Here is a 13,732-nt window from a genome sequence, read left to right on the forward strand (position 1 = left end):
CGGTTCCCTTCTTCTAATTAATTTTCAATAAAATAAACTCGGTACCAAACAATAAATGTGTAAATAGTAAATATTTTTTGCATATTTGCTATTCCTTGTTTTTGTTCTTCTAATAAACGATTTAAGTAATCGACATTAAAGAATTCTTTTGCAATATCAGAATTAAATGCGTCTTTTAACATCTCTTGGTATTTATCTTCTTTTAACCATGAAGCAAGTGGTGACGGGAATCCTAATTTTTCACGATTTACAATGCGATCGGGTAATTTAGCTTCAGAAGCTTCGCGCCAAGCAATTTTTGTCACACCGTTTTTCATGTCAACACGCGTATCAGTTGGCATACGCTTTGCAATTTCAGCCACTTCTTTATCCACTAAAGGTGTTCTAACCTCTAATGAATTAGCCATACTCATACGGTCTGCTTTATGTAAAATATCATAAGCTAACCATCCATGAATATCAAAATGTTGCATTTTAGTGACATCATCTTTGCTTTTTGCTTCATCAAATAAATCTTTTACATATAACGATGAAGATTTGTTAAAACGCGTATCTTTTAGCAAGTCATTTCTTTCTGCTTCGTTAAACACATAATTCACACGATAATAACGTTCACTGATATCTTGTGCCCCACGAATTAAGAAACGGCGACCATGAAAATGTGGCAAACGTTTCGCTGTTTGAGCGAACAATTGACGCATATTTCGTGTCGTAAACTTTTCATATTTTTTAAATGTTCCTGCTTCTAAATAGGTATTATAGCCACCGAAAAATTCATCGGCTCCTTCTCCAGACAAAGCCACTTTTACATGCTTACTTGTTTCTTTTGATAAGAAATACAATTGAATCGCAGAAGGGTTAGATAAAGGCTCATCCATGTGATACATTGCCTTAGGAATAATACCAAAGAAATCTTCATCATTAATCATGATAGCTGTATTTTTTTGGTCAATTTCTTTTGCAAATTCTTGTGCCCATTCTAATTCACTGATGTTTTTATCGTCAAATCCTAATGAAAATGATTGGATATCTCTATCTTGTGATGCTTCATTTAAAATGTAGCTTGAATCAATCCCACTTGATAAGAAACTTCCCACTTCAACGTCTGCAATCATGTGTTTTTTCACTGATTCGTCTACTGTATCGATAATGTCACGTTTTGCTTCATCCATGGTCATTTTTTGTTCTTCTTCAAATGTGAAGTGATAGTATTCATTCACTTCTAAATCGTTATTTTTAAATTTGAAATAATGACCTGGATTAACTTTATAAACATTTTTGAATAATGTTTCGTCACTTGGAATGTATTCAAAACTTAGATGAATTGGTAATAATTCCTCATTTAATTCTTTAACGAATGATGGGTGATCTAAAAAGGCTTTTATTTCTGATCCCCACATAAAGGTATCCTCATTTTTAAAGTAGTAAAGAGGTTTAATACCAAAGTGATCACGTGCTCCAAAGACTTCACCGTTTTCAGAATCATAAATAACAAACGCGTACATTCCACGAATACGGTCTAATAATCCCTCTTGCCAAGCATCATAGCCATGAATCAATACTTCAGAATCCACTTCTGTTTTAAATTCGTAACCTAATTCTTGTAATTCTTCTCTTAATTCTACGTAATTATATATTTCACCATTAAACGTTAATACTTTTGTATTGGTTTGGTTAGTCATTGGTTGTTGTCCATGATTTAAATCAATAATTGATAGGCGTCTAAATCCCATTGAGATAACGTCATCTTGGTAAAATCCTTCATCATCTGGTCCTCTATGTACAATACGATCCGCCATTTTTTTGATGACTGTTGGATCAATACCTGGTTGGTTCATATATCCGACAAATCCACACATGTTTTCGTCCTCCAATTTTTATAAATAAAACTTTTAATCACAAGTAACTCATGATTCTTCAACTATCAAGTATACTTCAAATCACCTGTAAATTAAAGTATATAATAGATAGTTTCAAATTAAAATAAGATAACCCTACAAATCTCTTAATATTTTATTAAGAATACAACAACAAAGCGATAAAAAAGGCTTTAAGAAACGTATATTTCTTAAAGCCGAATCATGTCACTTTTCTCTTGTACCAAAAGTTGTAATTTTTTTCCAATGTCTATTAAATCACGTTCTTTAATTGGATAATCAAATAATTGGACATGTGGAGAATAGCGATTCATTTCTTCTAAAGTATTTGGAATATTAGTTAAAACCAAATCTATTCGTTTTGTTTCATTAAGTGTCTTGAATACTATATGATAATCATACTTATAACGATGCATAATTCTTTCTTCTATATCTCGTATTACAAAATAGGGCAAATCTGTATCGAGATAAATTGTAATTTCTGATTCATAATATGTTAATGGCTTAACTGATGAAAAAAGTAAAATATATTTTTGTAACAAAAAGTCTTTCATCAGAAATAAATCATTTCCTGTGTCTTTATATAACTGATGAATCATCTCTAACATCTTACGTTTTAAAACTGGATACCGATCATTTATTTCATTAATAACATAATGACCATCCACGTCAACATGAACTCGTTTAAATAACCGTGAAAACATGTGTGCACAAAAACTGGTAATAAAAAAACGATCTAGTAAATCAGTTGGTATCTTACTAAACGTTTTTTGAAACAATTCCATAAATTGTTGTGTAGCCAAATAAACGTCTGATTGTTGACGTTTATGATAAGACAATATTTCCTCTTTAAAAATGGAAGACTCGTAAAATTTGGTTTTAATTTGTGAGACAACAGCATAAAAATAAACTTCTGACTCAGAATAAATATTAAATTCTTGCATTAAATTTTTCAAAAAGGATAATTTTTCAAGTAAAACATCCATATTAACATAATTTCGCCAATCTTCTTCCATCTCTATAAAATGTTTTTTTCTAAGACGAATTAAATTTGTTGATAGCACGTAAGCTAATTGTTTTCTCTGAATAACAGAAAAAGTTAAGTGATTCGTTTCAGAAAACAAATCAACCGTTTGATACATAATATGCTCATTAATTGTTTCAAATGGCCACTTCATTCCTTTATATAATGTCCACATCATAATATAAATAATTAATCTGATTTGTTTTTCATTGCCAATAATAGCGTATGTTTGTCTAGACAGAGTCAAGTCATACAATTCAAACAAAACTTTAATTTTTTTAAGCGATGATTTAACAGAATTAACGCTAATATAATGGTCTACTACGTATTGATCAATGATTACACCATCTTCTACAATAAGGTGCTTTAAAAGTTGAATGGTCTCGTCCTGCTCAAAAATATAATTCTTTAATTCAATGTATCCAGACTCACTCTCTAGATAAATGCCACGATATTTTTCAAAATAAATCATAACATTTTTTGTTGAGTAATCATTAAATGCTACCGTCAATTCACGTATTTGGTGTATATACCTTTGAGCTGTTCTTTCAGTAACATTGATATGTAATCCAATCTCTTTTGTTGTATACCATCGTTTATTTTCAGAAATCAGTTCCAATATAGTTAATAATTGTTGGTTTGTCGAATTTAGTAATCGAAACATTTGCTTTTCCATCAGCTCACCACTTTTCGTGTACTATTTTCTTAATTCTACTTTTATTATGTGTTATTTTTTATATTTTTCTCTAAATTCTTTTGGCGTCATACCATTTAATTTACGAAACATTTTTAAAAAATACGTCATATTATTATACCCAATTTCAAAGGATATCTCATTAATTGTTAAATCAGTATGCAATAACATATCCTGAGCTTTTTCAATACGTAATTGGTTTAACACCTGAGCAAAACTACGTCCGGTTTCTTTTTTAACAAGTTGGCCCAAATAAACTGAATTAACATGAAGTTCTTCAGATAGTCGCTTCAGAGTCAAATCCTTCTTGTACTCTTTATCGATAATATCCATACTCTTTTGAACTAGTTCTGAGTAACGTTGCATATTCTCATCCATACTTTCAGTTAGTTCAAGTAAATAAATCAGCCAATCTTCTAACTCTTTAATATTATGAGATTGCTTTATTTTTTCTAATGTTTCATTATAAATCGCCACACTTAATGAAGGGAAGCGGCGATAAATATCCGTAAATAATAAAAACGTGACATGACGGACGTTATCAGGTAGAAAAGCAAGTTGTCGCATTTGAGAGAATATCCCTTTTAATTTGGTAATCGTCTCATTCATGTCACCAACCATTAATGCTTTATTAAAAGACATAAACTCGAATGTCTCATCATCAAGTAGATTCAACACGTTTTTTGATGAGTTACTCAAAATTTGTTTATTATCATAAAACACAGAAAAAGTCATCATAGCTAACGCCTGTTCATAACTTTCATAAACATTTTCCCACTCCTGTACCAATTCACCCACACTTAATTGATAATCTTCTTCTATTGTCTGATCCATCTGTAATAAAAAAGTTGATAATCCCTTTTTAGAGCCATGATACACAATAATCGTATAAAACGTGTCTTCGTTTTCTTGAATTACACATAATTTTTGTCCCATCGCCAAACTATATTGCCTTATAGTATCCGTATAAACGTCATTGGCACAGATAATAACAGCATAATCATCAAGTTTCTCTACACCAAAATGCTGAATAAAATTATGGTATTCTGATTCATTTAACTCATCATTTAACCATCTAATTAATAGCATTTCGTTATATAAACGTTCTTTTTGTTTTTCTTGTCTAACATGATTTAGCTCTTCTTTTATCATCATTACTTTTTCAGTTAGTTCATTTTTGTCCACCGGCTTTAACAAATAGCCTTTAATGCCAAGCTCGAGTCCTTGCTTTACATACATAAATTCTTGATAGCCAGATAAAATCAGTATTTCTGGGGTCATGCCTGTTTCTTTCATGTAACGGATCAAATCAATCCCTGACTTTTCAGGCATATTAACATCGGTAATCACTAAATCAACCGAATGATTCTCCAGATAACAAATCGCATCCTCTGTTCTACGACAAGTAGAAACCACTTCAAATCCTAAGTCATTCCATGGGATGATTTTCTTTAACCCCTCTAAAATCATGTACTCATCATCAACTAACAAAACGCTATACATCCACACTCACATCCTTCGGTTGATAAATAATGATTTGTATTTTAGTTCCCACACCAATTTGTGATTCAATTACTAATTCAACGCCATTTGAAAAGTAGTTTTGCATACGCTGATACACATTCTCCAGTCCAATTGATCCAGATAATAATGTATCACTACCTTCTAGTTTTTCAGTGATTTCTCTTAATCTTTCTATTGTGATCCCTTTTCCATTATCTTCCACTAAAATTTCAACATAAGAGTCATGTGTCGTTGCTTTGACACTAATAGCATTATCAATACGCGAGTGATCCATTCCATGAATAAAATAATTTTCAATCAAGGGTTGAATCATAAATTTTGGAATCGTAAAATTTTTGAGTGATTCATCAATAATAAAATGATACGCAATACTGTCTGGAAACCGCATTTGGTACAAGTACACGTATTTTTCACAAAAACTTAATTCTGATTCTAAATCAATGGTTTTAGCTTGATCGATATTATTTCGTAACAACGATGAAAAAGCAAAAACAACATCCGCCAACTCCATTTGATCCTTGCTAATTGCATACATGCGAATATATTCTAATGTATTATACATAAAATGAGGATTAATTTGTGACTGTAACGCGCGTAAATGAGCATCACGCTGTTTAACCTCTAAAACATACACATCTTGAATATATTGATTTAAACTCACAATCATATCATTCACCGCATCTGATAAATCACATAATTCCATTTTCATATCTGTTGTATCAATTTGTGCCGATAAATTTCCTTGACTGACTTCTTTAGTAACTGATACAATACTGTTTACTTTTTTAGCATAGTTACTAAAGACCCTTTTTAAACTGACTAATAAAAAAGCAATGACAAATAATCCCACTCCCCATACAGGAATTAGCGAGTGTAATATATCTTTCGTCACGTTTGATTTATCTAAAATAGTTAACACAGTCAAGCCCTTAACTACCTCATCATTAAAGACTGCTTCTTTTTGTAATGTTGTTCTATCTAGGTCACCTGTTTTTTGAAAATTTTCTACTATCTGATTAATTTTTTTATCATTCAGTGATGTTCCATGTTCATACACCACTTGATGCCCAGTATCAAATACAAATGTCTTAACAGCATAATCATTGGCTAAGTCTTTTGATAAAAACATGTCATCAAACGTCACATAAATATGCCCCACCATCTCACGTGTATTTGGTATAGGAATTGGTCGTGATAAAGTGAAGTCCTTTGATATTACCGGTTTACCTTGTAAAAACACACCATTTGTTTTTCTAGTATCAGCATGTAAATAATCCTCTCTTCCATCCCACACGATGTCGATTGTTTGAATTGATGGAAAACTATAAAACAAATTATTTAACACATTTGGGAAAAAATCATTATTATTCGTTTCACGCCAGTTATCCAATGAATATTCTACGTATTCACTAATGGGTAACGTCATAAATTGATTTAAATTATCAAATTGATTTGGTGTTAACGCAATATCCCATAAAATCCCAGACAACGTTGCATCTTTCACTTGAATAGATGCTGTTAATTCTCTAGAGACTGTATCTAATACTTTTTTGGAATCATCCCTAGTAAAATTAACTGTTAAAATCGTATAACCTATTAAAATAATCCCAATTGACCCTACTAATAGCAAACTATAAATTGTCATTAATTGATTCATTAAAATATTTTTTGAAAATAAACGATGTAATTTAGCTTTCATTTCCCACTAACCTTTTTTCAACAAACTCTCGGTTATGTTTTGTTGCAATATTATTCCATGCTGTCCACAGTGCAAATGTAGCAAAAAGCAATAAACCTTTCATCCCCCAACTAAATCCTAAAATAATAGCAATCCCAATTAATAATTTTAAAAAAGAAGAAAAACTTAAAAAGACACTAATACACGATAATTTAATTAACTGTAATATCGGTAACTCATACTCTGATTCATACACTAATACATATTGATAAGACACGAAAATGAGTAAGCTCATGGTTAATAATAAAAAGTCGATGATTAGCCATAACAATCCCTTAAGCTGGACAGATAGGTATAAATTATAAAATAAAATAGCTAAACAGCCATTGTATAACCAAAATAATTGATTACTCCGAACAAAATGACCTTTAAATGATTCCCACGCTTTATGAAACGTTATTTCTTTGTAATCAAATTCAGATTCAACAAATAAATCATTCATCATTTGAAGTGCTGGACCTACACCAAACACAACTAGTCCACATAAACTAAATAGAACAAATAATAAATTTAATTTAACTATTAACCATACACCTTTAAATCCTTTGTCAATCATCACTTTCACCTCTTCTATTTTTTTATATCATACCATTATTTAATACCTATTCAATGATAATAATGTGAAAAGACTGAAACACTTTTGCTCGTTTCAGTCTTTCTCTATTATTTACTTGTCTTTAAAAAGTCATCCAATTGAGATTGCATTTCTTTTTGTACTTTATCCCATCCTGCCGTTTCCAAATCCTTATTTAATTTCGGTAATGTTTCTTTTGGATCAACTGTTCCGGTATTTAGACTTGCTTTATAACGATTCATGACGTTTGCAATGTTAGTAATTTCAGTTTTTACAGGAGCTGTATTAAAGTTAAATCCTAAGATTGGTGACACTTCTGCATTTTTGATGCTTTCATCACGTTCTTTAATTTTTTCTTCTGGTAATGTATCTTGTGTGTATAAAATCATGTTGTTCCCTGTATTCCAAGCGGCCATATGCATATTTGGTTTATAACCGTCTAATAATTTAATACGATTGTCACCAACTTTTTCCCACGCTTTGCCTTCAACACCCCAAACTAATCCATTTAATAAAGTTGGATCACTGTTTAATAATCCTAAAAATTCGACTGATTTTTCTTTATTTTTAGAAACGTTTGATACAGCAAAGTTTGCCATTTGAGCTTGTGCTGTTGTTTTTAATGGCTTAGTAATTGCTTTTGACACTAATGGATGACCAGCAGCATTACTTAAAATTGTATCACCATAATCCATTGGTCCTTGTGTTTCTTCACGCATAAACCAAGTATTACCTTCTAAAGGATAACCCGTTGTGTTTGTTGATGCATCTGTTGGAATTAATTTGTCTTCATACCATTTATGCATTAATTCTAAGTTAGACACAAAGTCTGGATCGTCATATTGATTAATAATTTTGATACCATCTTTACTATCATTTTTCACAGCAAATGGGTATTCTTTTCCTAATGGGTAATCATAATCTCCTGATAATTGGAATGATTGTCCAATAGCAAATGGCGCTATACTAGGTTCTTTCTCATGAAATTCTTTTAATACTTTTTCAGCATCTGCATATGATTTAATATCATCAATGTTTAAATTGTATTTATCTAAATACTCTTTATTAAATGTTAGAACTTGTTGACCATACACATTCCCATTCACTGGAAAAGCATATAATTTTCCATCAATTGTGTTTCCTTTAATATAAGCTTCATCCAGTTGCTCATAAGCATCTTTAGCATATTTAGGAGCTAATTCAGTTAAATCAGCATAAGCACCTTTTTGCGCATTTGCCACATAATTTGAAGCAAAAGAGATGTCATAGTTTTCGCCTGAAGCAATGATGGTACTCATTTTCTTGTCCCAATCACCCCAACCAATATATTGTAAATCAACTTTTACATTAATGGCTTCTTCAATTTTCTTATTAGCAATTGACATCAACTCATCATAATTTTCTGGTTTATCGCCAATTTGATACATCAATAAAGTGGTGACATCACCATCTTTTCCGCTACTTTTTTTATCATCTGCTTTTTTATCTCCACCACAAGCTGTTAACGCAAGGGTTGCCACAATCGCAGTCGACGCAAATAAAAATTTCTTTACATGTTTCACTAATAATTCCTCCTAAATAGTTATTCTTTTACTCCACCAATTGTTAATCCGCCAACAAAATATTTTTGGAAAAACGGGTAGGTTATTGCTATAGGTAATGTTGAAATCACGACAATCGCCATACGAGCTGACTCGCTTGGTAAGGCTGCTAGACCTCCTGATACTTGAGCACTCATTCCTGCATTTTGTGCTAGATAGTCTAAGTTATTTTGAATCTTCATTAATAAATACTGTAATGGAATTAAGTTGTCATTTTGTATATAAAGTAACGCATTAAACCAGTCATTCCAATACCCAAGGGCTGCAAATAAACTAATCGTTGCAATACCTGGTACTGCAAGTGGTAATACAATACGAACAAAAATCTTTAATTCACTCGCGCCATCAATTCTAGCTGATTCGATAATACTATCTGGAACATTTTTTCTAAAGAAAGTCCGCATAACCAAAATATTAAATGGTCCAAGGGCTAACGGTAAAATCAATGCCCATATCGTATCTTTTAATTGAAGTAAGTTACTCATCACTAAGTAATTTGCCACCATACCAGGTACAAATAACATCGTAATTAAAGCAAACAGTGTAAAAAATCGTTTAAATGGAAAATTATTTCTAGAAATCGCATAAGCGTATAAACTAGTTATGGTAGCATTTACAATTGTTCCCACAACTGTGACGAAAATAGTCACTCCAAATGAGCGTACAATTTTAGCTGACATGTTTCCAGAAAAAATATATTTGTATGCTTCAAATGACCACTCTTTTGGGAAAAAGCTATATCCATTTGCTGTTAATGCCGATTCACCTGTCAGTGAAATAATAATGACAAAAATAAATGGGATTAAACAAGAAATAGCAAATAACGCGATTAAGATACTGAAAAACAAATCCACTTTTGGACTAAAAGCACGTATTTCAACCTTCTTAACTTTCTTTTTTTCTCTCAATATTACTCACCTCCATTAGAATAATGCTGCATCTGGATCTAATTTTCTAACAATTGCATTAGTCCCTAATAATAAGATACTTCCTACAACTGATTGATATAAACTTGCCGCAGCTGACATCCCAATGTCCCCTGTTGCCGTCATACCATTGTAAATATAAGTATCCAGCACAGATGTCACTTGATACAATGCACCAGAATTCATTGGAACAGAATAGAACATTCCAAAGTCTGCTCTAAAGATACCTCCAATGTTTAAAATTAATAACACACTCATCATTGGGATAATTTGTGGAATGGTCACATTTTTGATTTGTTGCCACTTGCTTGCACCGTCCACCATTGCTGCTTCATAATATGTTGGATCAATCCCCATAACTGATGCATAGTAGATAATACTGTTGTATCCCAGACTCTTCCATACATTTAAGATAACAAAAATTAATGGCCACCATTTTGGATCAGCATACCAATTAATTGATGTTTTTCCATTTGATAATAACAAATGATTAATGATACCTTTATCTGGACTTAAGAATGCGTATACAAAATAGGAAATAACTACCCAAGACAAGAAATATGGCAGTAAAGACATCGTATGATAAACTTTTACTGCTCGTTTATTTCTCAACTCACTCATGATAATGGCAAACGCTATAGCAAAAAACAAATTAAATGCTAAAAACACAATATTATAAATCAATGTATTTCTAGTAATTAACCACGCATCACTTGAGGCAAATAAAAATTTGAAATTTTCAAACCCAACCCAAGGACTCTGTTTTAAACTAGCAAAAAAACCATCTGGAGATATTCTGAAATCTTTAAAGGCAACCACATTAGCCATTACTGGAATATAGAAGAAAAAAATAAACCAAATCATGCCTGGTAAAGCCATCAAAATTAAGGCCTTATATCGAACAATGTCAGACCATGTTTTTTTTAATTTATTGCCCATTTGTTTCCCTCCCTCATAACTTATAGATACAGTATAATACTGAGGTCTCATTTTTTTAAGAAACAAATTATAGTTTTATCTAAACAAATTATAGTTTTGTCTCATAAAAACATTTTCAAATTAATTTTTTAACCACTTTGGATACATTAATATGATTTTAGTTTCTTAATCAAAGATATTTATATGTAATTTAGTTACTACGTCTTTTAATAATCTCACCCCTGCCAAACTATTTCCTGACTTATCTAGTGGCGGACTGAATACTCCAATCCCAAATTGATTGGGCGAGACACCCATCAATCCCCCACCAACACCACTCTTACCTGGTATACCAACATGTGCAGAAAACTCACCCGACTCATCATACAATCCAGCAGTTGTCATAACAGATTTAACCAGTGTGGCAGATTCCTCTGAGATAAGTCGCTTATTATCCCATGGTTTAATTCCTTTATTGGCTAAAACACTTGCCATCATGGCGATATTTTCAGTGGTTACATTCAAAGAACACTGCTTAAAATAAACTTCCAATACGCCTTCAACCTCTTTTGAGAGCATATTATTCCCTTTTAAATAATAAGCTAGTGAACGATTAATATCTCCAGTTTTTGCCTCTGACTGATAGATTTCCTCATTTAAAGAAATGGTATTATCATGACAGATTTCTTTAATAAAGCTTAGCAATCTACTATAACAGTCATCAGGAGAACTTCCCTGAATTAACGATGTTGTTTCAATAGCCCCTATATTAACAAAAGGATTAAGTGGGTGTTTATCGTGATTTATTTCCATATTAAGAGGTGAATTAAAAGAAAAACCAGTGGCTTCAGTGTTTATATGGTCTAATACATTAGACAAACCATTGTCCTCAATGGCTAACAATAATGCTGGCACTTTTGAGATACTCTCAATAGCAAATTTAACAGAAGAATCACCTACTGATAACATATCCCTTGTTTTTATATTATACAAAGTTATCCCTAGCTGGTTGGGATTCACTTTTGCTAGAGCTGGGATATAATGAGCGTTTTGACCTTCACTACAATATGATTTATTTTTTATCACCAATTGTTCTAATTCCTTTTGATTCATTATCCATCATCTACTTTCATCCAATTTTGTCATAATATCAGTTTGCCTCACACAAAAGAAAAAATAATGTTATTTTTACAAATCTTCTTAGTTTTTTATCCTACGGCAACTGGTCAACATGACAAAATAAGATATTCTACGAAAAATGACAATAAATCATAAACATTTTCATTAGTTTTTCAAAAAAGTAGCGTAATATCACATCATATGATTTAAGGAGGGATTTTTATGGAACAACCAATTGTCAAACTCAAACATCGTAATATATTAGTCATTACAATTATTATTGGAAGTTTTGGCACTGTTTTAAACCAAATGCTTCTAACAACTGCTTATCCTGATTTAATGCGCCAATTTTCTGTCTCAACCTCAACGATTCAATGGCTGACAACCGGATTTTTATTAGTCAATGGTATAATGATTCCAGTTAGTGCTTATTTTATGAATAATGTTCCCACTAAAAAATTATACATTGGGGCGATTACTCTTTTTTTAATAGGAACCATTATTTGCTTTGTCTCAACTTCTTTTAACCTCTTATTATTTGGTCGAATCATTCAAGCTATGGGAGTTGGTATCTCACTTCCTCTTTTACAAACCATTATGTTAAGCATCTATCCTGAAAATGAGCGTGGTAAAGCACTAGGTATTGCAGGGATTGTTATCGGTCTTGCTCCAGCTATTGGTCCAACGCTTTCTGGTTGGGTTATCGATACTTTCAACTGGCGTTACTTATTTGGCTTACTTATCCCCATCATTCTTTTTGTTATCGTTCTATCTATTATTTTTATGCAGAATGTGCTTCCCTTGCATCCTTCAAAAATAGATATTCCTTCACCTATCCTATCCACTCTTGGTTTTGGTAGTTTACTTTATGGGTTTTCTCTTGTCGGAGATCATGGCTGGACAGATCCTCTTGTTCTTTTATTACTTATTTTAGGGACTGCCCTTGTGGTGATTTTCTGCAAAAGACAACTTAAAATCAGTAACCCTTTTTTGCGTATGGAGGTCTTTAAATCAAAATTATTTATTAATACAACCATTTTAAGTGGTATTGTGAATATGGCTATGGTTGGTGCTGAAATGGTACTCCCTCTCTATATCCAAAATGTTCGTGGGTATAATCCATTTCATTCTGGATTAGTGTTATTTCCAGGTGCTTTAATCTTAGGCATTATGATGCCCATTACTGGTAAATTATTTGATAAGTATGGAGAAAAATATTTATCAATTATCGGAATGAGTTTACTAACAATTGGGACTGCTTGTTTATGTACACTAAATGAAAAAACACCTATGCATTTTATCACCATTATTTACGGCGTCAGAATGCTAGGTGTCAGTATGGTTATGATGCCAATAACCACAGCTGGTATGAATTCACTACCTGATACTCTCATTAGTCATGGTTCCGCTGCAAATAGTACAGCAAAACAATTATTCAGCTCTATTGGGACAGCCATCTTAATTAGTTTCCTATCTCAAGCAACCCTAAAAGATATGCCGCATAAATCACTTCTGTTAAGTTCTCCTATTACTTACAAATCAGATGTGTTATCTGCTACTTTACATGGTTACAATATTGCCTTTATCGTCGCAACACTATTTTGTGCAATGGGTCTAGCGCAAGCCATTTTTATGGGCATGAACAAATCTTTGAATAAATAAAATAAAAATCTATGTCAACAAAGTAACATTGACATAGATTTTTATAAATAATGATTAGTTTCATAGTTCTAAAAC

General features: G+C 31.9%; 10 protein-coding genes. 1 reads left to right on the top strand and 9 read right to left on the bottom strand.

The window, feature by feature from the left end; translation table 11 throughout:
- Nucleotides 1-17: 17 nt before the first annotated feature.
- The 9 genes from asnB to glsA all read right to left on the bottom strand — a co-directional run bounded on the left by asnB (nt 18) and on the right by glsA (nt 11,989).
- Entirely contained in the window at nt 18-1,859 is a 1,842-nt protein-coding gene (gene asnB, locus AC37UB_RS03730) for an asparagine synthase (glutamine-hydrolyzing) (RefSeq protein ID WP_117973083.1), read from the bottom strand.
- A gap of 209 nt (nt 1,860-2,068) precedes the next feature.
- On the bottom strand, nt 2,069-3,577 hold the full coding sequence (locus AC37UB_RS03735; RefSeq protein WP_117973084.1) for an AcpB/EbpR/MafR family transcriptional regulator: 1,509 nt from the start codon (nt 3,575-3,577) through the stop codon (nt 2,069-2,071).
- A 51-nt stretch (nt 3,578-3,628) separates the two neighbouring features.
- A complete protein-coding gene (locus tag AC37UB_RS03740) occupies nt 3,629-5,098 on the bottom strand; it encodes a response regulator transcription factor (protein WP_490685377.1) in 1,470 nt (489 codons plus the stop codon).
- Nucleotides 5,091-6,818 carry a sensor histidine kinase gene (locus tag AC37UB_RS03745; RefSeq protein ID WP_490685343.1) on the bottom strand — a complete coding sequence of 576 codons (1,728 nt, stop codon included), beginning with the start codon at nt 6,816-6,818 and terminating at the stop codon, nt 5,091-5,093. Before AC37UB_RS03745 ends, AC37UB_RS03740 begins: the two co-directional genes overlap by 8 nt.
- Nucleotides 6,808-7,413: a YesL family protein gene (locus AC37UB_RS03750; protein ID WP_117973087.1), complete on the bottom strand. Its 606-nt coding sequence runs from the start codon at nt 7,411-7,413 to the stop codon at nt 6,808-6,810. The genes AC37UB_RS03745 and AC37UB_RS03750 overlap by 11 nt, the downstream gene beginning before the upstream one ends.
- A gap of 107 nt (nt 7,414-7,520) precedes the next feature.
- Nucleotides 7,521-8,993 (bottom strand): ABC transporter substrate-binding protein, encoded by a 1,473-nt coding sequence (locus tag AC37UB_RS03755; RefSeq protein ID WP_490685344.1) that lies wholly within the window; start codon nt 8,991-8,993, stop codon nt 7,521-7,523.
- A gap of 20 nt (nt 8,994-9,013) precedes the next feature.
- The gene (locus AC37UB_RS03760; protein WP_117973088.1) at nt 9,014-9,940 is read right to left on the bottom strand and encodes a carbohydrate ABC transporter permease; all 927 of its coding nucleotides are present in this window, start codon (nt 9,938-9,940) and stop codon (nt 9,014-9,016) included.
- Nucleotides 9,941-9,955: 15 nt separating this feature from the next.
- Nucleotides 9,956-10,897 (bottom strand): ABC transporter permease, encoded by a 942-nt coding sequence (locus tag AC37UB_RS03765; protein WP_490685345.1) that lies wholly within the window; start codon nt 10,895-10,897, stop codon nt 9,956-9,958.
- Between the two features lie 165 nt (nt 10,898-11,062).
- Entirely contained in the window at nt 11,063-11,989 is a 927-nt protein-coding gene (gene glsA / locus AC37UB_RS03770; RefSeq protein WP_490685346.1) for a glutaminase A, read from the bottom strand.
- 228 nt (nt 11,990-12,217) lie between these two features.
- Here glsA and AC37UB_RS03775 point away from each other — a divergent pair, with 228 nt between their 5' ends.
- On the top strand, nt 12,218-13,657 hold the full coding sequence (locus tag AC37UB_RS03775; protein ID WP_490685347.1) for an MDR family MFS transporter: 1,440 nt from the start codon (nt 12,218-12,220) through the stop codon (nt 13,655-13,657).
- The last annotated feature ends 75 nt before the right edge of the window (nt 13,658-13,732 follow it).

Source organism: Vagococcus changpingensis (assembly GCF_058211775.1).

Excerpts from the sequence above, each read along its gene's own strand:
- AC37UB_RS03775 (WP_490685347.1), top strand. The coding sequence starts at position 12,218 with ATGGAACAACCAATTGTCAAACTCAAACATCGTAATATATTAGTCATT.
- AC37UB_RS03745 (WP_490685343.1), bottom strand. The coding sequence starts at position 6,818 with ATGAAAGCTAAATTACATCGTTTATTTTCAAAAAATATTTTAATGAAT.
- AC37UB_RS03735 (WP_117973084.1), bottom strand. The coding sequence starts at position 3,577 with ATGGAAAAGCAAATGTTTCGATTACTAAATTCGACAAACCAACAATTA.
- asnB (WP_117973083.1), bottom strand. The coding sequence starts at position 1,859 with ATGTGTGGATTTGTCGGATATATGAACCAACCAGGTATTGATCCAACA.
- AC37UB_RS03740 (WP_490685377.1), bottom strand. The coding sequence starts at position 5,098 with ATGTATAGCGTTTTGTTAGTTGATGATGAGTACATGATTTTAGAGGGG.
- glsA (WP_490685346.1), bottom strand. The coding sequence starts at position 11,989 with ATGAATCAAAAGGAATTAGAACAATTGGTGATAAAAAATAAATCATAT.
- AC37UB_RS03765 (WP_490685345.1), bottom strand. The coding sequence starts at position 10,897 with ATGGGCAATAAATTAAAAAAAACATGGTCTGACATTGTTCGATATAAG.
- AC37UB_RS03750 (WP_117973087.1), bottom strand. The coding sequence starts at position 7,413 with ATGATTGACAAAGGATTTAAAGGTGTATGGTTAATAGTTAAATTAAAT.